We start from the raw sequence: 22,698 nt of genomic DNA, 5'->3' as shown, positions 1-22,698 counted from the left end.
TTATAGTTTAGAGATTAGGGTTTAGGTTTAGGGGTTTAGAATAACGTGCCTTGTGCTCCCGGTCTTTTGAAACGGGACGTATCGAGGCTCCATTCTTCGGCATTCATATTATAGAGCTTTCCGTATTTGCGGTAGGTTTGGGCCACCATATCTGCTATTCCCCCTTCGCCCCGCATACGCACCCCCCAGCGGGTATCGTTCACTTTGCCATCGTGGCTCTGCTCTATGAGGTGCCATACTTTATCCGCATGATTCGGAAAATTCTTGTACAGCCAATCGTGAAATAAAAACTTGATGGCCCCATTCAACCTTATAAATGTATATGCTGTAAACGTGGCGCCATGATCTGCCGCGGCTTTCATGATCCTCTGCATTTCATGTTCGTTCAATCCGGGTATCATCGGCCCCATCATGATGCCCATGCGCACACCAGCCTTGCTGAGTTCTTCTATCACTTTCAGCTTCTGCTTTGCCGTAGTGGTACGTGGCTCCATGATGCGGCGCAGGTCTTCATTGAACGAAGTGATGCTCACCATAGCCGATACGATATTCTTTTTGGCCATTTCCTGCAGCACATCTTTATCTTTCAGTATCCACGAATTTTTGGTGAGGATACCCACGGGCTGATTGAACTCGTTGCACACTTCCAGCAAGCCACGGGTGAGGCGGTACTGCTGCTCGGCAGGCTGATAACAATCGGTATTGCCGCTGAGCATGATGGGCGCACATTCCCATTTGGGGTGCATCAAAAATTTGCGGAGCAGCTGTGGCGCATTTTTTTTGATGAGTATTTTCTGTTCAAAATCGAGCCCGGCGCTATAGCCCCAGTATTCATGTACGTTGCGGGCATAACAATAAATGCAGCCATGCTCGCATCCCGCATAAGGGTTCATGCTGTACCCCATACCTACATCTTTACTTTCTACCTTATTCACGATCGTTTTCGACAGCTGCTCTATGTATTGGGTTTTGAGGTTGGCCTCTTCCCAATCGTCGATGCCCTCTACATGCTCGCGGGTAGATTCGTTTTTGATAAAACGGTTCTTATAATTGAATTGCGCCCCACGGCCGGCCTTGTATTGCACCTGCCCGTCCTGGTTGGCAACGGATACTTTGTGGTGATCTTGCGGGAGGTTCTTGTCCATCATTTTATTACACGAATTTTTCGAATTACACGAATTACACTGCTTGCCCCGCAATCGGCGGGGAATTAGGGGAGATGATATTTAGTTCAAGGCACGATTTTTTCGAATTGGACAAATTAAACGAGGGTAAAAACAATTATATCACCTTCGCTAATTCGTGTAATTCGCTTTAATTCGTGTCATAAAAAAAGCGCCCCCTGCGTAGTATTCACCGGCAGGTTTTGAAACTCGAACCTTCCGGCTATCTGGTATTTCATTTCGCCTACGGGCCGCTTCAGCAGCAGCATGGCATCGGCTATGAAACGGCCGGTAAAGCTTTTGTGGCTATACTCGAGCCAGCCTTTTTCGTACTGCCATGGCTGCAGCTTGCGGGCGATGGTGAGGTGTGGTTCGAGGATGAAATGCGGCTTGTGGTCGTTGTTCAGTTTCATCAGCTGCTGCGCTTCGGACCGGATGGTTTTTACCAATCCCTGAATCGGCAGTTTGGAGATTACATTTATATAGATGGTATGCGATGGGAAACTACCATAATCCTTCAGCTCGATCTTTACGGGATGAAAGCCCATGCCGATGTTTTTCAGCCGGTTGATGATGCGCTCTTCCGCCATTTCGTATTGTACAAAATTTACAAGCGTAAGATGTGGTTTTCCATACAATGCCGAAGTGGATTTGTAACTATCATAAAAATCCTGCTTCACTTTCATGATCTTGTTACGCAATTCTTCGTGAGGATTTAATATCACTAAATATTCAAACATCCTGTAGCCTGGAATACTGTTGATAATATTTTTCATAAAAACGGTTTTAAAATTTGTCCGCCAAATTATTTAGCATAAATTTACTAAACTATTTAGTATTTCAAAAATAATTTTTATGGAAGTGGACAACTTTTCCGGCAGTAATTATAGAGGCACCAAAGATTTTACGCAGCACGATGTATCGTCTGCCAATGCCACCGGCTTTGGCGCCGCCGCCGACGATTATATGGAGCGGGGCATCGACCTCAACGAGCAACTGGTGATGAACAAACCCGCCACTTTTTTCTTCCGCATGAAGGGCGACGCCATGACGGAGGCGGGCATCTATAATAATAATGTACTCATTGTAGACCGGTCAGTAAAAGCCAGTCATGGTAAAATAGTAGTGGCCATTGTAGATGGCGAAATGATGGTGCGCCGCCTGCAAAAAACATTCAACAAAACCATCCTGCTGGCCGAGAATGAACGCTTCAAACCGATAGAACTCAATGAATTTACTACCTCGATGGTATGGGGTGTAGTGACGTGCAATATCAATATTGTGGATGATGTGCTTTGGATGTATCTCAACAACAGGAAGGTGAATGGTCAATAGTGAATAGTCAATAGTCAAATCTTCGAAGGCTACACTATTCATCAGGTATTTATTATCAGAAAATCAACATAAATGAAATACAAATTAAATACCCTTCAAGCAATGATAAAGAGTTTGAAGGTTTGACCATTCACTATTCACCATTCGCTATTCACTATTCACTGCATGAAGGCTATCATTGATTGCAACAGCTTCTACTGCTCCTGCGAGCGCCTCTACCGCCCCGACCTGGCGGACAAACCCGTAGTGGTGCTCAGCAACAACGACGGGTGCATCGTATCCCGCAGCGACGAAGCCAAAGCGCTGGGTGTGAAGATGGCAGGGCCGTATTTCCTGGCCAAAGACCTCATTGAGCAGCACCAGGTGGCCACTTTTTCTTCCAACTACAATCTGTATGGCGACCTCAGCTGGCGCGTGATGGAAACCCTGCGCATGATGCTGGGCGCCCACAATGTAGAAGTGTATTCGGTAGATGAGGCTTTTCTCAACCTCGATGAATACGAGCACAGCAACCTGCAGGAACTGGGCCTGCACATACGCCACACCGTAGAGCAATGGACGGGCATCAAAGTATCCATAGGCATTGCCCCCACCAAAGTGCTGAGCAAGGTAGCCAACCACCTGGCCAAAAAACACAAGGCCGTTACCGAATGCGTGGTGGTGCTTAATACAAAAGACCGCATCCACCGGGCGTTGCACGCCACGCCGGTAAACGAAGTGTGGGGCATCGGCCGAAAATATGCCGACAAGCTCAAAGAGATGAACGCCGTATACACCGCCTTCGACCTCAGCAAAAAAACACCCGAGTGGGCCCACAAAAACCTGGGCGGCGTGGTAGGCCTGCGCATGATAAAAGAACTCAATGGCGAGTGCGCCATTGAAATGGAAAAACCATTGACGGAGAAAAAAATGATAGCCACCACCCGCATGTTTGGCCATGCCGTGTACAGCAAAGAAGACATCAAGGAAGCCATTGCCACTTACACCAGCAAGGCTTCGGAGAAGCTGCGCCGCCAGCGCAGCGCCGCCTCGGGCATAGGCATATTTGTGGTGGCCCGGCCCGAAAAAAAACGCACCGCCGACAACAGGTACGATCAGGGCGACCACTTCAGCCGCCACATCACCCTGCCCATAGCCACTTCGGCTACCCACGAGCTCATAAAGCCCGCACTGGCCATGGTAGATACCATCTTCAGGCAAGGGCGTGCCTACAAAAAAGCCGGGGTAATGCTCAGCGGCCTGGTGCCCGACGCTACCATACAGGCCAACCTGTTTGTAGAAGAAAAACAAAATGGCAAGCGTATGCTCATGGGCATGCTCGACAATATCAACTTTGCCCTGCGCAACGATATACTCAAGTTTGCCGCCAGCGGCGTAAAAAAGGATTGGAAGATGCGGCAGGAAATGCGAAGCCCGAGGTATACGACGAGGTGGGAGGAGATGATGGTTATTGAGTAATTCGGAGTAATAATTTATCAATATTTCATATAGAAAATTATTCATTGTAGAACTTAAGCAAAAAGATTAATTTTATAAAAAAGTATCATGACAACAAATAAGAATTTTCTTTTCGCAATTATTGCATTCTTTTTTGTCAGCTGCAACTCTTCCAGAATGGGAAAAGCAACCGTGGGTAAAAATGGAGAAATTCAAAAAGGGTACATTACTTATAAATGCACACATCCACAAAAAACTTATACAAAGGCAATAGAAGCAAAGGTTAAAAATGGCATGGATTCTTTATCTCCTTTCTCAAAATCAAATCTGGAATTAGCGGTGACCCAAACTGTAACTAAGTTAAGTGAATATAGTTCCGATGGGCTTGACTTAGATTTAATATTATTTAGGCTTTGTGAAATTTCTATTAATAAAGGTTTAACAGCTGCCGAAACAGAGTCATTTTTAAAAATTGCAACTGACGCTTGGTCTAAAAAAAAAACTCAGCAGTAAATAATGTAGTAAATAATGGGATAAATAACGGCATTATGACGAATGTTCTTAATTTATCTAGTGCACCGATTGAATTTCCCAATAATTTTATTATACAATACGATCCAAATCTCGATACATCTTCAAAACGCATCAAAATTAACCTTAGTCCAAAAGTCGGAACTTGGACTAAAGCGTTTATTGGTATACCTCAAAATGAAGATTCTGTAGTTTCATACTATGTACGACCAACTAACTCAATTGTATATGGCAGTGAACATCGTGAGGTGACCCTTAATGGGGTACTATATCATATTCAAATTATTTCTTTTATTACAACCACTCCCGTTTCACCAATATCTATGTATTGCAACAATGAACCGAGCATGATGATTTTTGGTGATTTAGATGCCCCTTATAATCAATTTATAATCAAATTCCCTTTTCAAAATATTAAGAATTAAAACTTGAGATATAATTTTATTTTAGATCAAAGAAGTTCTAAATCCTATATCTCTTTTAGAAACTTCTTTTCAGATTAAAAACTATCCCTCAATCAAACAACCCCTTCTGCCCCATCACAAAAATCGGCTTGGTCAATTTCAATCCGCAAGCCTTATTCAATTTATCTACAATATCCACCGTCAACTCCGGCGAAGTAGCTTCATTGTGCATGTGCATGAAAAAATACAATTCCTTCAATCCATTGTCCAGCCAATGTTTGATACGTTTCACCCACAGGTCCATGCGTTTGTAATCGGATTCATGCAGGCTGTTGCCCACATAGCGGATGAAAGCTTTTGGAACGGTGAGGTACATGTGTGCACAATCGCGGCGGCCGGCGGTATCGGTGATCACGATGCCCATCTTTAACTTTTTGAGCGTAGCGCACAATTCTTCCATTTCTTTCTTTTCGAAAAAGCCGGGATGGCGCACTTCTACAAAAAACTGCAGATCGGTGGGTAATGTCTTCAGATAATCGAATAGTTCTTCTTTGCGGTTGGGTGAAAAACTTTCGCTCACCTGCACAAAGATGGGGCCCAGGTGCTTGTTGAATGCCAGCAGGCCTTTGAGAAATTCTGTAGTGATGAATTCTTTTCCTTTGAGGTTGCCGAAGTGGGTAACGCCTTTATACATTTTAGGGCAAAACAAAAAATCCTGCTTGCCTGCTTTATCTGCCCATTTTTTAATGGCATCCGCATCGTATATTTTGTAGTGCGTGGCATTGAGCTCTATACTGTTGTAATGATGCACATACTCGTTGAGAAAATCTTTTTCTTTGGTGCCGGGCGGATATATTTTGCCCACCCACTCCTTGCGCCCCCATTTGGCGCAGCCGAGGTATACTTTGGGCTTTTTGGCAGGCTCGCCGCTGAACACCGTTTTGTTGAACGCGGGATCTTTGGGCAGCGAAAAATCGACCATATCCAGTTCGGCCTCGGGCACTCGTCCAAATTCCATAATAAAAATTTTAGCGTTTATACAGCACTCCGGCTGCGTAGCTTTTCGAAGATAACAATGTTCATCAGTACCAGCAGCATGCCATAAAAAATATCTTCGGCGGGGATGGTGGTGATGCGCAGGCCAAGGTTTTGAGCATTGTTGTAAATAACCACGGGCAGGTAAGTAAGCACCCCGTTTACCGCCAGGAAAGGCAGAAGGATGATAATGTACGCTACCAAAAAAGCAGCGGTATTGAAAAACTTAAGCCTGCGGCGAAACAGGAAAATGAAAGCTATAAAAACGGCATTGAAAATAGCGGTGTAAAAAGTATAGGCCCTGTGGCTATAGAAGAATGCCGCCACCAGCAGGCCGGCCCCCACGGCAGCCAGCGCCATATCGCTGCCAAACGTACTCTTCAGCCGTGGAAAGTAACAGCGGATACACTCGTAAATGAACACACAGCAATAAGGCACCACAAAAAAGAACAACGCTTCTTCGAGCGGGATGGCGCTGAGGTAAATGCCGGTGATATAACCGGGATTGAAACTCCACACACCCTGCTTTGTAAAGATGATATCCCAGATTATGAAGAATGCCGCGGGAAGTATCATGGCAGGGAAGAGGTACCGCCATTGCCTGTAAAAAGCTACTTTTTTATCGAAGCTCAGCGCAAACGGCCCCACCAGTGAGAGAATTAATATAAGAAAGTAGGTATAATGAGCATTCATTTAAAATGTATGATGTGAGATCTATGATGTATGATCCATGATCTAATATATAATATTTTTGGTCTTGGAACTAAGATTAAAAATGATTGCTTTGTAATAGTATTAATGATAATTTATTTACCCGATGCAGTTCATAGATCATAGATCGCAGATCATAGATCGCAGATCATAGATTCTTCCGTTTCTTATCAGCCTGCACCTTCTTCCAATACTTCCTTGCTACCAGCAGCATCCCAAAGCTCTCCCCTTCTTCTTTGCCCAGGTGCTTGTGGTGCATCTTATGCGCCCAGCGGATGGTGCGTACATAGGTATTGTTGCTGCGGGTAAACCATTTGAACCGCTGATGAATGATGACTTCGTGCACGATGAAATACGCCAGGCCGTACAAGGCCACGCCAAACCCGATGGCGGCCACCCAATACACCTGGTGCTGCAGGCCCAGCATGATGCAAAGCCAGCTGGGAATGGCGAAAATCAGGAAGAAGGCATCGTTTTTTTCAAAAAAACCTGGTTCCGGCTGATGATGATCTTTGTGCAGGTACCAGAGGAAACCATGCATTACAAAGCGGTGCGTAAGCCAGGTGATACCCTCCATGGCCGCAAATGTGCCCAATACGATCGATATGAAAATTATCCAGTTCATAAAAATACCTCCACGAGTAAAAAAAACATTACCTGTATCAATAACAAATGTAAGGCGAATTTGTTGTGCCTGCCGAAGGGCAGCAATTGAAATATTGTTAATAAAAATGCACTCACTACAAACCAGCTGCTGTAGTTGAACAAGGGCACTTCGCCGCTACCCAGCCAGCGCCAGTAACCCAGCCTGATGGCGGCAGGCTCCAGGAACAGGTCTACCACAACGGCCAGCAAGGCCCCATCGAGCACCACCGACAGCCAGCGCATCCATTTGCTCTGCCTGATAGCTTGATCTTTGGTGGCAGCGGCCAGCCTGGTAAACAACATCTGTATACTGCACCCGCAGCAATACATGATGATGAACCAATTGATGCCAATGAGCAGCGGCACCTTCTTGTAACTATACCCCAGCGCTGTGCCATACTCGTAACTGCCAAAGAGTATGCCGGTAGATGTACCCAGCCACTCCACCAAAAAACCCGTAACAAAACACACGATAAAAAACAACAGGAAAGCCCAATTGATCTTCCGCTGTGTGTAAAACAGCAACCCTGCCATCAGCAGCAGGTGAAAAGGCGTGGCCTTCACAAACAGCTCCCTGCTTATAAATGCCATGCCCACCAGCCCAATGATGTGGAAGATGATGGCGATGAGGGTGGCTGTTTGGTTGCGTGTCAAAATGTGAATGGTGAATGGTGAATAGTGAATAGTGAAATCTTCTAAATTTTTATAATTATAAAAAATTCGAAATTCGAAATTCGTAATTCGTAATTTTTTAATTTTTTAATTCTTAATTCGTAATTGCTCTTTGATCAACCCGCTTACTATTTGCGCACTCTTGAAGCAAAGCGGTATACCTCCTCCCGGATGCACGCTGCCGCCGCAAAAATACAGTTGCCGGATCTTACGGTTGAAATTGGCATGGCGAAAAAAGGCGGCCATAGGCGAATTGGAACTGGTGCCGTACAACGAACCCTGGTAGCTGGCCGTAGCGGCTTCGATGCCTACCGGATCGAGGATGCGCTCCGTAGCGATGAGTGGTGTAATATCCTGCTGCAGCATCCGGCTGAGTTTTGTTATCACCGCTTCTCGGGCCTGCAACTTGAGTTGTTCCCAATCCTGCCCGGTGTTGGCCGGCACATTTATCATTACAAACCAGTTTTCGGTACCGGCCGGTGCATGATCCGTATCGTGCTTGCTGGTGATGTTGATATACACTGTAGGGTCGCCGAATAATTTTTTGCTGTTGAATATGGTATCGAATTCCTGCTGGTAATTCTTGCTGAAAAATATATTGTGGAGCCCCAGTTCATCAAACTTCCGGTTGATACCCCAGTAAAATATAAGGGCACTGCTGCTGCGTTCCTGCTTCAATACTTTTTGAGCCCTTACTGGTTTATGCAGCAAGCGCTGGTAAGTAAAGTACGCATCCACATTACTCACTACTATATCGTACAGTATATTTTTTCCATCCACTACTACCCCTCTTGCCGCCCCTTCCGTTTCTATGATACGCTCCACATTGCTGCCGAAATGAAATTTCACGCCCTTCTTTACCGCCAGCCGGTGGAGTGCATTTGCAATACTGATCATTCCGCCGTGCGGATAATATGTTCCCTGGTTTAGCTCAAGGTGTGGAATAAGGCTCAGCATGGCAGGCGCCTGATAAGGGCTGCTTCCATTGTACGTGGCATACCGGTTGAACAACTGCGTTGTTTCTGCCGAAGCAAATTTCTTTTTGTTGTAATTGTTCAACGTACCAAAAAGATACGCAGGCTTTACCGACGCCAATGCCCGTATAACATGCCTGTGCAGCCATGTGCGCCGCTTGTGCAGCGAATGGTTAAGAAAAATGCTGCCGATATCGTCATACAATTTCCGGGAATCAGACAGGTACGCAGTAACAACCTGCTCGTTTTCACCCAGCTTTTCGTGCAGCTCTGCAGCCAGTTTTTGCGAGCCGGTATAGGCCGTTACCTGCCGGCCATTTTCGTAAAAATAGTTGCAGGAAACGTCGCACTTTTTGTAGGTGAAATATTGTTCGATGGGTTCGCCGGCAAGCTCAAATAATTGCTCTATATTTTCCGGCTGGGTAAAGAGTGAGGGCCCCGCATCAAAGCGATAGCCTTCCTGTTCAAATACGGAAAGCTTGCCGCCAGGGTTTGCATTTTTTTCGTACACCGTTACTTCCATGCCCTGCACCGCCAACCGTATGGCCGCTGCCATACCTGCTATACCACTGCCAATCACTACTGCCGATGGCCGATGTGCTGCGTGGTGCGATGATTGCTCTTGTGTATTCATGCTGATGAATTGCCGGCTGCAAGATACTCTTCCAGTTTTGGAAAAGCAATTTTGAACCAACTGGTGTATTTCTGCGGATGTGAAGTGATGGCATCGCGGATGGCCTCAAACGTCATAAAACAATAATCTTTTACTTCCCGCGCATCGGGATGTATATCGCCATCGTACATACCGGTATACACATGATCGAGTTCGTGCTCGGTAAGCCCGTTGTCGAATTCGGTTTTGTAGGTAAATGTAAATGCCCTGGTAAGTTTTGTGGTAAACCCCATTTCTTCGTGCAGCCTGCGCACCACCGCCGCTTCTATATTGGTATCAGACGCCTGTGGATGGCTGCAGCAGGCATTGGTCCAAAGGCCGGCACTGTGGTATTTATTGTCGGCACGTTGCTGCAGCAGCATTTCGCCTTTTGAGTTAAATATAAAAATACTGAATGCCCGGTGCAGCAAACCCTTTTGATGCACTTCCATTTTTTCCATGAAGCCAATGGCTTCGTCGTTGGCATTCACTAGTATGAGATCTGTCAAAATATGTTTGCTTGTACTGATTATAAAATATTGAACTGCCTGCGTAATCCTGCCCGTACCACTATGAATGCCTTGGAATAATTGGGTATGCGGATACGACAGGATAAGAGTGCGGATGGCTCGGTGCGTTTTATTTTTTTAAACAACGACATATAATATTTATAGGCTACATACACCCCAAACCTTGCCTTGATGGGCAATTGCCCGATGCCTTTGTAGGCAGCATGAAAATCGGCAGCGATATCTTTTTCTATCTGCGCTTTTGTATCTGCTGTAAAATTCTTAAAGTCAACTTCAGGAAAATAAGTGCGGTTAAGCTCTTTATAATCCGCTTTGAGATCGCGAAGGAAATTTACTTTTTGAAATGCTGCACCCAACGATTGTGCGGCAGGCTTCAGCTGTTCGAACAACTGCCGGTTTCCTTCGCAAAAAATATACAGGCACATAAGCCCCACCACTTCGGCGCTGCCGTAAATATATTCTTCGTATCCGGCGGTGTCATATTTGGTTTTACCGAGATCCATTTCCATACTGTTGAAAAATGCATGGATCAGGTTGTGGTCGATACCATATTGATTGACGGTTAGCTGAAAACTTTGGAGGATAGGGTTGATGCTGATGCCACGCCCTATGGCGATGAATGTTTCGCTGCGAAATTCTGCCAGCAGCGATTGTTTGTCGTGTTCATGAAACGTATCTACGATCTCATCCGCGAAGCGAACAAAACCATAAATATTGTAGATAGGCTTGCGCAGATCGCGATGCAGTAACTTTATAGCACTGCTGAACGATGTGCTGTACCGCTCTGTAGTGATGCGGCTGCATTCCTGGCTTACCGTATGAAAAAGATGCATCATGTATTAAGGTTCAGTTCTTTTATTATTTCTTTGGCCACCACTTCGCCGCTGATGAGCGATGGCGGCACGCCCGGCCCCGGTACAGTAAGCTGGCCGGTGTAAAACAGGTTACCCACTTTTTTGCTTTTCAGGGAAGGCTTCAGTATGGCCGTTTGCATCAGCGTATTGGCCAGCCCGTAAGCGTTTCCTTTGAAAGCATTGTAATCATCTACGAAATCGGATACCGCATAAGTTCTTTTATAAACAATATTTTCGAGGATGTTGTGCCCCGTATGCGCTTCAAAACGGGTCAACATCTTATCAAAATATCTTTCCCTCAGCTCTTCTGTATCGCCCTGCAGCCCTGTAGCTACGGGTATCAGAAAAAAAAGGTTTTCATTGCCTGCAGGCGACACGCTATCGTCCGTTACCGAAGTGGCGCTCACATAAAACAACGGCGCTGATGGCCACTGTGGCTCATCGTAAATTTCTTTGCCATGCCTGTCGAAATCCACATCAAAAAAAAGGCTATGGTGCGTAAGCCCGGGCAATTTTTTGTTTACCCCTACATAATACAACAAACAGGATGGCGCCATTATCCGTTTGTTCCAATAATTTTCACTGTAGCTGCGTTGCCCTTCGGGCAATAACTTGGTTTCTACAAAATGATAATCCGCGGCACCTATCACTACATCTGCTTCATACAATTGTTGTGCTCCGCGATGCATTGTAGTCACACTTTCAGCTTTTCCGTTTTTTATATTTATGCCAAGGGCTTCTTCTTCAAACCTGAACTGTACGCCCAGTTCTGTTGCCAGCCGGTACATACCTTCCACTATCTTATACATTCCGCCCTGCGGGTACCAGGTGCCTAGTTTTATATCGGCATAATTCATCAGGCTGTACAATGCCGGAATTTTTTCGGGCAACGCCCCGAGAAACAATACCGGGAACTCCAGCAACTGAACCAGCTTCGGATGGCTGAAAAATTTTCTTACATGTTTTTTCATGGAAGTAAATACATCCAGCTTCAGCACTCCTCTGGCAAGATCCATATCAATAAATTCAGTGAGCGAACGCCCTGGTTTGTGCACCAGCTTGTTAATACCCACTTCGTATTTATAAGCCGCTTCGCTCATGAACTGATCAAGCTTCGCGGCAGCTCCTTTTTCTGTTTTTTCAAATAGCTCTTTCAACTCCTCATAACCTGCAGGTATGTCTGTAAAGCCCTCCGGCCAATAGATGCGGTAAGATGGGTCGAGCCGCTGTAGCTGATAATAATCGGCTACTTTCTTTCCGAAGCAATTGAAATAACGCTCAAATATGTCGGGCATCCAGTACCAGCTTGGGCCCATATCGAACGTGAAGCCTTCGGCTGAAAATTGCCTGGCCCTGCCTCCCGGCAACGATTGCTTTTCTATCACCGTAACCTGCCATCCCGCTTTTGCCAGGAACGATGCCGCCGATAACCCCGAAAACCCACTACCAATTATTACTGCTTTTTTCACGCGTGTAAGATAATTACAAATTACGAGTTACGAATTATGAATGGGGACTACTGAAAAGTACACCCATTCATATTCGTATTTACTACAAACTCACGGTTATTCATAATTCATTCGCAGTTCCTCCTGTAACAACTTTCTCGAAAAGTGGATCCTGCTTTTTATCGTACCCAGCGGAATGGTGAGCACATCTGCTATCTCATTATATTTATACCCTTCGTAATACAACTGAAACGGGTGGCGAAAAATATCAGGCAGCGAATAGATCGCCTTCTGAATTTCTTTCCATTGCAATTTCCCGATCGCCTGGTTGTTGGTAGTGTCCGAATGCTGATCGATCAGGAATTCGTTGCCCGCTATTACCGACACGGTAGCGTATTTGTGCCTGCGCCTGTAATCGTTGATGAAAATATTCCTCATGATGGTATATATCCACGCTTTTATATTAGTACCCACATGGTATTTATCCTTATTTACCAATGCCCTGCAAAGCGTATCCTGTACGAGGTCCTGTGCGGCTTCACTATCTCGCGTAAGTGTAAAAGCATAAGGCCGGAGGTAATCCGCATTCGAAACGAGCATTTCGTTGAATTCCTGGCTTGACATATTGTTTAATTTATTATACCCTAAAGTTAAACAATAAAAACCATACCAGAGAAATAAGTAATAAGAAAATATTTAGTGAGGAATAAGTAAATGGGGAGGATTCGGGGAGAAATGCTATAACATTCAGATAAAACAAAAAAGTGGCTTCAACCTAATGAACCCACTTTTAAATGATTATTCTTATTAATTATTTCTTATTTCAAAGGCTATTTACAAACCCCAATACTTCCGAAAAAGTCTTTTTGAAGATCACGGAGCTTTTGATCTTTTTCTCATAGGTGTTGGTCAGCTGCCCGGAAACCACCAGGGTCAGCTTTGGAAAAGCTTTCGTGATCGAAACGAGGAATTTTTCAAAGCTAAAACTTCTGGCTACCGTGGTAAGGTGGGTATAAAGAAAATCGGGCTTCTGCAGTTTTACCACATATTCCACATCTGCCAGCGGAATATTGGCGCCGAGGTATACCACTTTCACTCCGTGGCTTTTGAGCAGGTAATGCATGAAAAGCAGCCCCAGTTCGTGGTGTTCGCCCTCCGGTAGAAAAAGCAGCAAGGATTTTTTGATGGATGCGGGGCTTTTTAAAGACTCTATCCCAACGATGAGTTTCTGCCGGATGATGTTACTCACCAGGTGTTCCTGCGCCGGGTTGATGTGATTGGTGAGCCACAATATGCCCACTTTTTCGAGGAAAGGAAAAATGATCTGTGTGATGGTACGTTCTACACCACGCTGACGGATATACGTATCCAGCACATTTTCAAACGCTTCCATATCGATATCCACCATCGATTTCACGAGTTCGTTGACCATGCGCTCCAGCTGGGCATCGGTATTGGCAAGCGCCAGTACATGTTCGTTGCGCTCGGCATCGCTCATCTTATCTATATGCGAAACCTTAAAACCATATTTATTCAGTAAGGCGATGTTGAGGATCACCTTCAGTTCATGCGTGCTGTAGTAGCGGATATTGGTGTAGGTTCTTTCCGGTTTCAGAAAGCTGTATCGCTGCTCCCAGATACGCAATGTATGGGCTTTTATACCCGAAAGGTTCTCGAGGTCTTTGATTGTAAATGAATTCATTGAAATGGTTTCTGACTATGAATACAAATTAACGCAAAAAAAGTTCAATGAGATATTGCAAAAAGCTGGCAAAGGTTAAACAAGATAAAAATGCGGCTGTATTTTTCCAGTCATCAGGAAGCAATCCCCAGCGAAAAGCTGATAGCAGTGCCTTTGCCCGGTTCGCTCCGTACCGCTACCGTACCTCCCTGGGCTTCAATAAATTCTTTGGAAATGGCCAGCCCGAGGCCGGTACTGTTGTGCCCGCTTCCCGATGGCATTTTGAAATAACGGTCGAAAACACGGGATACATATTTTTCTTCTATCCCGATTCCCTTATCCGTGACTTCAAAGAATACACGGTCATTTTTGCGATATACATGAATATCTACCAGAGAACGCTCGCTGGAATACCGGATGGCATTGGTAAGAAAATTGATGAGCACCCACGAAGTTTTTTCAGCATCGGCATTCACCTCCGGCAGGTTCTCTTCGAAGTGCGATTCAACAAGAATACTTTTTTGTTTTGCATTAAAATCTGTTGCTGAAACAGCCGCCTCCACAATCGCCGAAGGCTTTGATGGCTGAATCTTCAGCTGTATGTTGCCCGTTTCGGCCTGGCTCAGGTTGAGCAGTTCGCTGGTGATCTTGAGCAACCTGTCGGAATCGTCGGCGATGCTTTTAATCAGGCTTACCTGTTCTTCATTGACCGCACCCACACGGCTGTCGCTAAGCAATTTTGCGCTCATCTTGATGGAAGAGATCGGTGTTTTTAATTCATGAGAAATGGTGGCAATGAAATTCGTTTTGGCTTCACTGCGCTCGTGAAAGGGGGTGATGTTCTTGAGTACTATCAACTGCCCGATGATGTTGCCATTGCTGGTTACATGCAAAAGATCTTTATCAAAATAACTTTCTTTATTATCCGCGAATATTTTCAGTTCACCTTTTGCTTCACTCAATAATGTTTTCATCAGGTCGTTTTGCCGGGCAACATCAGCAGCAGCTTTACCTGCTATCTCAAATTCCTTCAGGCCCAGCAGGCGCTCCGCCACTGCATTCAGAAAGAGGATATTATGTTTATCATCCAGCCCAATCACCGCATCCCGCATCTGGTTGATGATGGTTTCGATACGGCTTTTTTCAAAGCGCAGCTGGGCCAGGTTGCTGTGTTCGTACTCATCCAGTTTTTCGGCCATGCTGTTGAAGGAAGCGGCCAGTTCGCCAAACTCATCTTTTTGTTCGAGGAAGATCCGCTTCTTATAATTTTTACCGGCAATCTCTTTAATTCCTTCCGACAATTTGGTGACAGGCGTAGCGATCACCGATGGAAAATTGAGGATGAATGTAATGCCCGCGATCATCAGGGTACAGAATATGGCCGTGAGCCAGAATTTTGCATGGGCCGCATTGGCCTGTGCGATACTGTTTTTAGTAAGTATGGCAGATTGGTTGAGGTCGTTTATCTTTTGCAATCCCTGTCGAAGACGGATATAATTACCGGTGGGCCTTTTATCGGACAGCAGTTGTGTAAAATCTTTCCGCAGGGCGATGGTAGCGGCATCTTCACCGGGCTCGGTCACATTTTTTTCCTGTAGCTGAAGATTATCGTCAAATATTTTTTCGGCAGAACTATCTGCAGGGATGTCTTCCAGCGCTTTCAGCATATTGTTGCAATACACCAGCGACTCGTGGTTGTTGCGCAGCACTTTTGCAGAATCGCTGCTCAGCCGGTTGATATAAAAAATACCGAGGATCCCAAACGCCAGGATGATGGCGAAGAGGAAGGAAAGGCCCAGCGATAATTTTGTTTTGAGTTTCATGTATTTGTGTTTTCGAGTTGACAACTCCGGTGAGTTGTCAACTCATAGGAGTAGACTACTCTAAGATAAAATTACAATATCAATATCTGCCGCCGATAATTTATTGAGTAATTGATTAAATACAGTTGTGCTCAATATGATATTCAACAGGCTCAGATGCGGCTTGCCGATACAAATGGTAGTAACCGCATGCTGCTCCGCCACGTTGATGATGCCCCTGGAGATATTGGTGTGTTTTACCCGTAACACTTCTGCACCCAGTTCCGTAGCCAGTTTCAGGTTGTTGATAAGGTGCCGCTGCGCTGCCAGCCCTATCTTATCTGCATTCTCCCTCGGCGTTTGCACATACAGCACCATCCATTTTGAATTGTAATACGAAGAAAGCCTCGCCGTTTTGCGGATCACTTTCCGGGCAATGTTATGGTTACTGCTGATGCAGGCAAGGAAACGCTCAGGTTTCAGATGCGCATTTCGTGGAAGTTCGCTATCGATCTTGCGTTCTACCTGCGATGCCACTTCTTTGAGGGCGAGCTCACGCAGTTGCAATATTTTTTCGGCCTGAAAAAAGTTTTGCAGCGATCGCTGGATCTTATCTGAGGAATAAATTTTCCCATCTTTGAGTCTTGTTATCAGTTCATCGGCTGTAAGATCGATATTCACCACTTCATCGGCCATGCGCAGCACCCGGTCGGGCACACGTTCCGCCACATCCACACCGGTGATCTCTTTTATTTCCTGGTGCAGACTTTCAATATGTTGTATGTTGATGGCAGAGATCACGCTGATACCGGCTTCAAGTATATCCAGTACATCCTGCCAGCGTTTGGCGTTTTTGCTGCCTTCGATATTGGTGTGCGCCAGTTCATCCACAATCACTACTTCGGGGTGCAGGTTCATGATGGCCTGTACATCCAGTTCTTCCAGCTGTTTGCCTTTGTAAAAAAGTGTTCGTCTGGGGATCACCGGTAGTCCATCGAGCAGCGCTTCTGTTTCTCTGCGGCCGTGCGTTTCCACATAACCGATCTTTACATCCACCCCGTTTTTCAGCAATGCCGCGGCTTCTTGCAGTATGCGGTAAGTCTTGCCCACACCGGCACTCATGCCAATATACACTTTGAAACGCCCGCGCCTGCTGGTACGGATGAGATCGAGAAAATGATCAGAAGCCGTTGACATTTTTTTTACTTTTTTTATTAAAAGCTTACCGCAACCGAGGCGGTGATAAAACTATTGTTATCCTTATTGGTAAACCCTTTAGTGAAAATTGCATCCTTACTTTTCAATGTCCTCGCTTCCAGCCGGACAACGGCATTGCTCACGGGTGCATAATCCACGTTGAGGGAAAATCCGGTGGTCTTAAAACCATCGGGAGTAGCGCTGGAAATGATGACACCATTTTTATCTGCATAATACTCCACCCTGGCCGCCACCGCCCATTGATCATTCAGGGCATATTTTACAATGACCACCGGCGAATACCATACATGGAAACTTTTACTTCCCTTTGATCGCTGTTCACTCCCGATGTCGAAACCAGCGGTAAGACCAAGTTTGCTACTGAGGCTAAATATGCCGTAAATATTATGAAAATACCGCATAAGCCGCACGCTGTCTGGTTTGTCTGTGCCGATAAATGTGCTGTAATTGATGAGCGCTTTTGACGAAGGCTTGAATTGTACCTGGCTACCAAAGCTCATCATTGAATTTCCATCCACCCGGCGGATGCGTTGCCAGCCGTTGAGTACCAGACCGCTGAAAAGCCACTTATTATTATCGGTGGTATAAGTGAGTTTGGCGCCGCTTTCAAAATACGGACTGTTATCTGCCAATATACTTCTTGTAAGCGTCCAGCAATCTTTCGAAACAGCACTTTCAAAACCGATATGGGATGAAAAGATCCCTGCATCGAGCCACAGATTTTTTTTACGGCTGATCTTTACTCCGGCATTTGCTTCATAAATATTTTTGATGGTGCCCGGCTCGGCCGAATAATTGGCATTCATATATGTTCCTGCACCAATGGCCAGGTTGGCCCTCACTTTATCGTTGTTATAAGCAGCTTTAATGAATCCAAGATTGAGGTTAAATTCATTGTGCCGGTTATGGCTGTAGAAAAATCCGGGCCTATCATTACCCGAAGGTTTGTTGAAATCATAAGTGTAATATGTTTCTACATAGCCGCTGAAACTAAGAACAGGCAACGGCTTCACGGCACTGTCTGTTTGTGCAAATCCATTTATAATTGTGAATGCGAATGCAGCACTGAGGAATATTTTTTTCATACGTTTTTCAGGTTTCTATGTTTTTGAATTACTTTTTTGGAAAGGATGCTTTTACCGCAGAGAATTAAAACCACAACTTTATTTTAGCTGATCCAGCTGAATATTAATTGCCAGCACATTTACCTTTTCCATCCCCAATACAGGCCGTTTTACCGAGGTATCAACCAACGCACGTATTTTTTCTTCAGGAATATTTCTTGCTTTTGCAATTCTTGCTACCTGCACATAAGCGGCCTGGGGCGTAATATCCGGATCGAGCCCGCTGCCGGATGCAGTAACGAGATCCGCAGGAATTTCATTCCTTTTTACAGTTGGATTATGTACAAGAAAGCTATCGATCCTTTCTTCTACCTGTTTCAGGTAATCGGGGTTAGACGGGGCTTTATTGGACCCTGCGGAACCCGCCGCATTGTAATCCACCGCGGATGGGCGACCCTGGAAATATTTATCATCGGTAAATTTTTGCCCGATGTTTTTATAGCCCACCACTTTTCCGTTTACCGAAACGGTTTCGCCTTTGCCTCCCCCGGGTGACAGTTTTGCGGTAGCGGCAATCAGCAAGGGATAAAGCACCGAGCAGATGATGATGAACACCAGTGTCAGTTTGAGCGAAGGCAGAATATATTTTTTCATGATGAATGATTTTATTTTTTAGATGAATAAAGCAACAAGCATGTCAATCAGTTTGATGCCGATAAAAGGAACGATGATACCGCCAACACCATACAGCAGCAGGTTTCGCCTTAACAGCGCACTGGCGCCAATGGGTTTGTAAGCCACTCCTTTCAATGCAAGCGGAATAAGTAATGGAATGATGATGGCATTGAAGATCACCGCCGACAGGATGGCGCTTTCGGGGCTATGCAGCCGCATGATGTTGAGCGCCTGCAGCGCCGGAATGGAAGTGATGAACAATGCGGGAACGATCGCGAAATACTTTGCCACATCATTGGCGATGGAAAAAGTGGTGAGTGTTCCCCGGGTCATCAGCAACTGTTTACCGATCTCCACTATCTCTATCAGTTTGGTAGGGTCGTTATCAAGATCCACCATATTACCGGCTTCTTTGGCAGCCGCGGTTCCGCTGTTCATCGCCACTCCTACATCTGCCTGGGCCAGTGCGGGCGCATCATTGGTACCATCCCCCATCATGGCCACCAGCTTTCCGCCCTGCTGTTCTTTTTTGATATAGTTCATTTTATCTTCGGGTTTGGCTTCGGCGATGAAGTCATCTACACCTGCTTTCTCTGCAATGAATTTTGCCGTCAGCGGGTTGTCCCCGGTTACCATCACCGTTTTCACCCCCATTTTACGCAGCCTTGCAAAACGTTCCTGTATGCCGGGTTTGATGATATCCTGCAATTCTATCACCCCCAATGCGATGTTGTTGCGGCTTACCACCAGCGGGGTTCCGCCATTGGAAGAAATATTTCTTACACATTCAGCAGTTTCTTCAGGAAACGGATTACCTGCTTTGGTGACCATATTTTTTATAGCATCGAAAGCGCCTTTGCGGATCTTTACGCCGCCGGGAAGATCGATTCCGCTGCTTCTTGTTTCGGCTGTAAACTCAATGAAAGTTGCGGAATTGGTATCGAACCCGTTTACATTGATATTCGCCAGTTCGATAATGGACTTACCTTCGGGTGTTTCATCGGCGAGAGACGATAATGCGCAGGCTTCGGTAAAAGTGCCCGCATCTACTCCGTTGGCCGGATAAAAATGAGTGGCTTTCCGGTTGCCGATGGTGATGGTACCGGTTTTGTCCAGCAGCAAAGTATCCAGGTCACCTGCTGTTTCTACTGCCTTCCCGCTTTTTGTGATCACATTCGCCCGCAGGGCACGATCCATGCCTGCTATACCGATGGCACTCAGCAACCCCCCGATGGTAGTAGGGATGAGGCATACATACAATGATACAAATGCGGCGATGGTGATAGGCGTGTTGGCATAATCCGCAAATGGCTTAAGCGTTACACATACGATCAGGAAGATGAGCGTGAAACTCGCCAGTAAAATAGTGAGGGCTATTTCGTTGGGCGTTTTTTGTCGCGAAGCGCCTTCTACCAGAGCGATCATTTTATCCAGGAAACTTTCGCCGGGTTCAGTGGTAACGCGAACTTTGATGCGATCCGATAAAACTTTTGTTCCGCCGGTCACCGAAGATTTATCACCACCGCTTTCCCTTATCACAGGTGCACTTTCGCCGGTGATGGCGCTTTCGTCGATAGTGGCTATCCCTTGTATTATTTCGCCATCCATGGGTATCGTATCTCCTGCTTCGCATAAAAAGATATCGCCTTTAAGCAATTGAGAAGAAGATACCAGTGTGATCTCTTTACTACCGATCCCATCCGCCAGTTTTTTGGCGGGCGTATCTTCCCTTGTTTTGCGCAGGCTGTCGGCCTGTGCTTTTCCTCTTGCTTCCGCGATGGCTTCCGCAAAATTCGCGAACAGCAAAGTGAAAAATAAAATGATGAACACGGTGAGGTTGTAAGCAAGAGAGCCCTGCGAAGCCTCGCCCATGGCGATCCACATACAAACAGCCGCCATGATGAACGTACCGATGTATACGGTGAACATCACCGGATTTTTCAGCATGGTACGGGGGTTCAGTTTGATGAACGATTGTTTGAATGCCTGTTTTAAAAGCGTTTTTTCAAAAAGAGAAGTTGATTTATTTGTAGACATAATTTGTTTTTTTATTACACGAATTCCAGCGGATTACACGAATCAGCGAACCTTAGAACATGTTCACCCGCAGTTAAATCTTCAAAGGTTTCACTCTTGACTATTCACTATTCACTAACCCAGCCATTCTGCAATCGGGCCGAGCACCAGCGGCGGAAAATAAGACAGCGCTGTAATGATGATGATGATGGCAAACGTGAGTACACCAAACGTAAGCGAATCTGTTTTTAATGTTCCTGCCGTTTCGGGCACATATTTTTTCTTTGCCAGCAATCCGGCGATAGCTACCGGGCCAATAATGGGAAGAAATCTTCCGAAGATCATGGCCAGGCCTGTAGTGAGGTTCCAGAAAATATTATTATCGCCCAATCCTTCAAAACCGCTGCCGTTGTTGGCATTGGCGGAAGTGAACTCGTAAAACATTTCGGAAAAACCGTGGCTGCCGGGATTGTTGAGCCAGGCTTCGGGTTTCACCGCCCAATCCGCATGGCCATGGCTGGTAAAATAATAGGCTGCCAATGCTGTTCCGCCCTTGATGATGAAAGCCGATAATAAAGTGACGAGTGCCGCTATCTTCACTTCGCGGGCTTCTACTTTATGCCCGAAAAATTCCGGCGTACGTCCCACCATCAATCCACCGATGAAAACGGCGATGATGATGTAGATGTAATAGTTCAGTAGCCCTACTCCGCAGCCCCCGTAAAATGCATTGATGAGCATCGCCAGCATTTGCATGGCACCCGACATGGGCATGGTGCTGTCGTGCATGGCATTTACCGAACCGGTAGAGATAACAGTAGTCATGATGCTCCAGAAACCCGAGAATGCCGCACCGAACCTCACTTCTTTTCCCTCCATGGCTCCATTGGATTGCAGGATACCCATTTTATGCAAAGCCGGGCTACCACTCATTTCCCAGTTGATAGTAGGTACGGCAAGAATGAGTATGCCGATGGTCATGATACCAAATATCATCCAGGCGAACTTTTTCCTTTTGATGTAAAAGCCTAAAGCAAACAACAGTGCAATGGGTATCAGCATTTGCGCAGCGAGCTCCAGCATGCCGGTAAAATACCCTGGGTTTTCGAAAGGGTGTGCAGAGTTGGTGCCAAACCATCCGCCACCATTGGTTCCCAAATGTTTGATGGCGATCATTCCTGCTGCAGGCCCACGGGACACGTTCACCGTATCGCCCTGCAGCGTGGTGATGGTATCCTTGCCATCGAAGCTGGCCGGAGTTCCGTTGAAGGCAAGTACTATCGCTATCACTATGCTGATGGGCAACAGCACACGCGTTATTGCACGGGTAAAGATGCTCCAGAAGTTGCCGAGATTTTCTGTTGTTTTATGTTTCAACCCGTTGAAAAGCGCTACTGCACACGCTATACCCGTGGCGGCACTCACGAATTGTAAAAAAGTTATTACAAATAATTGAGTGAAATAAGTAACGCCGCTTTCACCGGAATAATGCTGCAGGTTGCAATTGACCACAAAACTGATAGCCGTGTTGAAACTCAGGTCGGGCGACATATCCGGGTTGCCATCAGGATTGAGCGGGAGATGCGATTGATTTAAAAAAAGAAAAAATGCATAGAATATCCAGAGGCAGTTGATGGACAACATGGCCATTAAAAACTGTTTCCAGTTCATCGGTTTATTAGCATCGATCCCTGCGATGCGATAGATGAATCTTTCTACCGGATTCATGAAATCCGTGATGGTACGTTCGCCGGCAAACATTTTCGCCATGTACTTTCCCAGCGGAAACGCCAGCAGTACAGTCAGTACGAATGTGAGGATGATGCCTGTTAGTTCAGTGTTCATATTATT

At 45.7% G+C, this 22,698-nt stretch carries 22 protein-coding genes; 4 read left to right on the top strand and 18 right to left on the bottom strand.

Annotated elements, in window-relative coordinates; translation table 11 throughout:
• Positions 1–35: 35 nt before the first annotated feature.
• Both EGI32_RS03060 and EGI32_RS03055 read right to left on the bottom strand, forming a co-directional pair.
• Positions 36–1,145 carry a PA0069 family radical SAM protein gene (locus tag EGI32_RS03060; RefSeq protein WP_255153897.1) on the bottom strand — a complete coding sequence of 370 codons (1,110 nt, stop codon included), beginning with the start codon at positions 1,143–1,145 and terminating at the stop codon, positions 36–38.
• A gap of 179 nt (positions 1,146–1,324) precedes the next feature.
• Positions 1,325–1,939 (bottom strand): 2'-5' RNA ligase family protein, encoded by a 615-nt coding sequence (locus EGI32_RS03055; RefSeq protein ID WP_255153896.1) that lies wholly within the window; start codon positions 1,937–1,939, stop codon positions 1,325–1,327.
• 79 nt (positions 1,940–2,018) lie between these two features.
• Here EGI32_RS03055 and EGI32_RS03050 point away from each other — a divergent pair, with 79 nt between their 5' ends.
• From EGI32_RS03050 to EGI32_RS03035, 4 genes are all read left to right on the top strand, one after another.
• On the top strand, positions 2,019–2,498 hold the full coding sequence (locus EGI32_RS03050) for a LexA family transcriptional regulator (RefSeq protein WP_255153895.1): 480 nt from the start codon (positions 2,019–2,021) through the stop codon (positions 2,496–2,498).
• A 165-nt stretch (positions 2,499–2,663) separates the two neighbouring features.
• On the top strand, positions 2,664–3,956 hold the full coding sequence (locus EGI32_RS03045) for a Y-family DNA polymerase (protein WP_255153894.1): 1,293 nt from the start codon (positions 2,664–2,666) through the stop codon (positions 3,954–3,956).
• 87 nt (positions 3,957–4,043) lie between these two features.
• Positions 4,044–4,448 (top strand): hypothetical protein, encoded by a 405-nt coding sequence (locus EGI32_RS03040; protein ID WP_255153893.1) that lies wholly within the window; start codon positions 4,044–4,046, stop codon positions 4,446–4,448.
• Positions 4,449–4,483: 35 nt separating this feature from the next.
• On the top strand, positions 4,484–4,891 hold the full coding sequence (locus EGI32_RS03035; RefSeq protein WP_255153892.1) for a hypothetical protein: 408 nt from the start codon (positions 4,484–4,486) through the stop codon (positions 4,889–4,891).
• Positions 4,892–4,979: 88 nt separating this feature from the next.
• Here EGI32_RS03035 and EGI32_RS03030 read toward each other — a convergent pair whose 3' ends face one another.
• From EGI32_RS03030 to kdpA, 16 genes are all read right to left on the bottom strand, one after another.
• Positions 4,980–5,888: a DUF72 domain-containing protein gene (locus EGI32_RS03030; RefSeq protein WP_255153891.1), complete on the bottom strand. Its 909-nt coding sequence runs from the start codon at positions 5,886–5,888 to the stop codon at positions 4,980–4,982.
• Positions 5,889–5,905: 17 nt separating this feature from the next.
• Positions 5,906–6,598: a lycopene cyclase domain-containing protein gene (locus tag EGI32_RS03025; RefSeq protein ID WP_255153890.1), complete on the bottom strand. Its 693-nt coding sequence runs from the start codon at positions 6,596–6,598 to the stop codon at positions 5,906–5,908.
• A gap of 166 nt (positions 6,599–6,764) precedes the next feature.
• Complete coding sequence (locus EGI32_RS03020; RefSeq protein WP_255153889.1) at positions 6,765–7,241, bottom strand: sterol desaturase family protein; 477 nt, start codon at positions 7,239–7,241, stop codon at positions 6,765–6,767.
• A complete protein-coding gene (locus EGI32_RS03015; protein WP_255153888.1) occupies positions 7,238–7,915 on the bottom strand; it encodes a carotenoid biosynthesis protein in 678 nt (225 codons plus the stop codon). The genes EGI32_RS03020 and EGI32_RS03015 overlap by 4 nt, the downstream gene beginning before the upstream one ends.
• A 105-nt stretch (positions 7,916–8,020) precedes the next feature.
• Positions 8,021–9,541: a 1-hydroxycarotenoid 3,4-desaturase CrtD gene (gene crtD / locus EGI32_RS03010; protein ID WP_255153887.1), complete on the bottom strand. Its 1,521-nt coding sequence runs from the start codon at positions 9,539–9,541 to the stop codon at positions 8,021–8,023.
• Positions 9,538–10,068 (bottom strand): isopentenyl-diphosphate Delta-isomerase, encoded by a 531-nt coding sequence (idi, locus tag EGI32_RS03005; RefSeq protein ID WP_255153886.1) that lies wholly within the window; start codon positions 10,066–10,068, stop codon positions 9,538–9,540. The genes crtD and idi overlap by 4 nt, the downstream gene beginning before the upstream one ends.
• Before the next feature lie 20 nt (positions 10,069–10,088).
• Positions 10,089–10,925 (bottom strand): phytoene/squalene synthase family protein, encoded by an 837-nt coding sequence (locus tag EGI32_RS03000; protein WP_255153885.1) that lies wholly within the window; start codon positions 10,923–10,925, stop codon positions 10,089–10,091.
• A complete protein-coding gene (locus tag EGI32_RS02995) occupies positions 10,922–12,412 on the bottom strand; it encodes a phytoene desaturase family protein (protein ID WP_255153884.1) in 1,491 nt (496 codons plus the stop codon). Before EGI32_RS02995 ends, EGI32_RS03000 begins: the two co-directional genes overlap by 4 nt.
• A 96-nt stretch (positions 12,413–12,508) precedes the next feature.
• Positions 12,509–13,015 (bottom strand): RNA polymerase sigma factor, encoded by a 507-nt coding sequence (locus EGI32_RS02990; RefSeq protein ID WP_255153883.1) that lies wholly within the window; start codon positions 13,013–13,015, stop codon positions 12,509–12,511.
• A gap of 199 nt (positions 13,016–13,214) precedes the next feature.
• A complete protein-coding gene (locus tag EGI32_RS02985; RefSeq protein ID WP_255153882.1) occupies positions 13,215–14,093 on the bottom strand; it encodes a MerR family transcriptional regulator in 879 nt (292 codons plus the stop codon).
• Between the two features lie 113 nt (positions 14,094–14,206).
• Positions 14,207–15,895, bottom strand: coding sequence for an ATP-binding protein (locus EGI32_RS02980; RefSeq protein ID WP_255153881.1), 1,689 nt, complete (start codon positions 15,893–15,895; stop codon positions 14,207–14,209).
• Positions 15,896–15,955: 60 nt separating this feature from the next.
• Positions 15,956–17,071: a sensor protein KdpD gene (locus tag EGI32_RS02975; protein ID WP_255153880.1), complete on the bottom strand. Its 1,116-nt coding sequence runs from the start codon at positions 17,069–17,071 to the stop codon at positions 15,956–15,958.
• 17 nt (positions 17,072–17,088) lie between these two features.
• Positions 17,089–18,177: a porin gene (locus EGI32_RS02970; protein WP_255153878.1), complete on the bottom strand. Its 1,089-nt coding sequence runs from the start codon at positions 18,175–18,177 to the stop codon at positions 17,089–17,091.
• Positions 18,178–18,255: 78 nt separating this feature from the next.
• Complete coding sequence (locus EGI32_RS02965) at positions 18,256–18,810, bottom strand: K(+)-transporting ATPase subunit C (RefSeq protein WP_255153877.1); 555 nt, start codon at positions 18,808–18,810, stop codon at positions 18,256–18,258.
• Positions 18,811–18,828: 18 nt separating this feature from the next.
• Positions 18,829–20,868: a potassium-transporting ATPase subunit KdpB gene (gene kdpB, locus EGI32_RS02960; protein WP_255153876.1), complete on the bottom strand. Its 2,040-nt coding sequence runs from the start codon at positions 20,866–20,868 to the stop codon at positions 18,829–18,831.
• A 114-nt stretch (positions 20,869–20,982) separates the two neighbouring features.
• The gene (gene kdpA / locus EGI32_RS02955) at positions 20,983–22,692 is read right to left on the bottom strand and encodes a potassium-transporting ATPase subunit KdpA (protein ID WP_255153875.1); all 1,710 of its coding nucleotides are present in this window, start codon (positions 22,690–22,692) and stop codon (positions 20,983–20,985) included.
• Between the last annotated feature and the right edge of the window lie 6 nt (positions 22,693–22,698).

The sequence above is a fragment of the Ferruginibacter sp. HRS2-29 genome, from assembly GCF_024343615.1.
GTDB lineage: Bacteria > Bacteroidota > Bacteroidia > Chitinophagales > Chitinophagaceae > Ferruginibacter.
The sequence above is the reverse complement of the archived record's forward strand: the minus strand, read 5'-3'. Positions and strand labels throughout refer to the sequence as shown.

Coding starts and splice junctions, on each gene's coding strand:
- EGI32_RS03055 (WP_255153896.1), bottom strand. CDS start 1,939: ATGAAAAATATTATCAACAGTATTCCAGGCTACAGGATGTTTGAATAT.
- kdpB (WP_255153876.1), bottom strand. CDS start 20,868: ATGTCTACAAATAAATCAACTTCTCTTTTTGAAAAAACGCTTTTAAAA.
- EGI32_RS02965 (WP_255153877.1), bottom strand. CDS start 18,810: ATGAAAAAATATATTCTGCCTTCGCTCAAACTGACACTGGTGTTCATC.
- EGI32_RS02980 (WP_255153881.1), bottom strand. CDS start 15,895: ATGAAACTCAAAACAAAATTATCGCTGGGCCTTTCCTTCCTCTTCGCC.
- EGI32_RS03025 (WP_255153890.1), bottom strand. CDS start 6,598: ATGAATGCTCATTATACCTACTTTCTTATATTAATTCTCTCACTGGTG.
- EGI32_RS02970 (WP_255153878.1), bottom strand. CDS start 18,177: ATGAAAAAAATATTCCTCAGTGCTGCATTCGCATTCACAATTATAAAT.
- EGI32_RS03045 (WP_255153894.1), top strand. CDS start 2,664: ATGAAGGCTATCATTGATTGCAACAGCTTCTACTGCTCCTGCGAGCGC.
- kdpA (WP_255153875.1), bottom strand. CDS start 22,692: ATGAACACTGAACTAACAGGCATCATCCTCACATTCGTACTGACTGTA.
- EGI32_RS02990 (WP_255153883.1), bottom strand. CDS start 13,015: ATGTCAAGCCAGGAATTCAACGAAATGCTCGTTTCGAATGCGGATTAC.
- crtD (WP_255153887.1), bottom strand. CDS start 9,541: ATGAATACACAAGAGCAATCATCGCACCACGCAGCACATCGGCCATCG.
- EGI32_RS03060 (WP_255153897.1), bottom strand. CDS start 1,145: ATGGACAAGAACCTCCCGCAAGATCACCACAAAGTATCCGTTGCCAAC.
- EGI32_RS03030 (WP_255153891.1), bottom strand. CDS start 5,888: ATGGAATTTGGACGAGTGCCCGAGGCCGAACTGGATATGGTCGATTTT.
- EGI32_RS03040 (WP_255153893.1), top strand. CDS start 4,044: ATGACAACAAATAAGAATTTTCTTTTCGCAATTATTGCATTCTTTTTT.
- EGI32_RS03035 (WP_255153892.1), top strand. CDS start 4,484: ATGACGAATGTTCTTAATTTATCTAGTGCACCGATTGAATTTCCCAAT.
- EGI32_RS03000 (WP_255153885.1), bottom strand. CDS start 10,925: ATGATGCATCTTTTTCATACGGTAAGCCAGGAATGCAGCCGCATCACT.
- EGI32_RS02985 (WP_255153882.1), bottom strand. CDS start 14,093: ATGAATTCATTTACAATCAAAGACCTCGAGAACCTTTCGGGTATAAAA.
- EGI32_RS03020 (WP_255153889.1), bottom strand. CDS start 7,241: ATGAACTGGATAATTTTCATATCGATCGTATTGGGCACATTTGCGGCC.
- EGI32_RS03050 (WP_255153895.1), top strand. CDS start 2,019: ATGGAAGTGGACAACTTTTCCGGCAGTAATTATAGAGGCACCAAAGAT.
- EGI32_RS02975 (WP_255153880.1), bottom strand. CDS start 17,071: ATGTCAACGGCTTCTGATCATTTTCTCGATCTCATCCGTACCAGCAGG.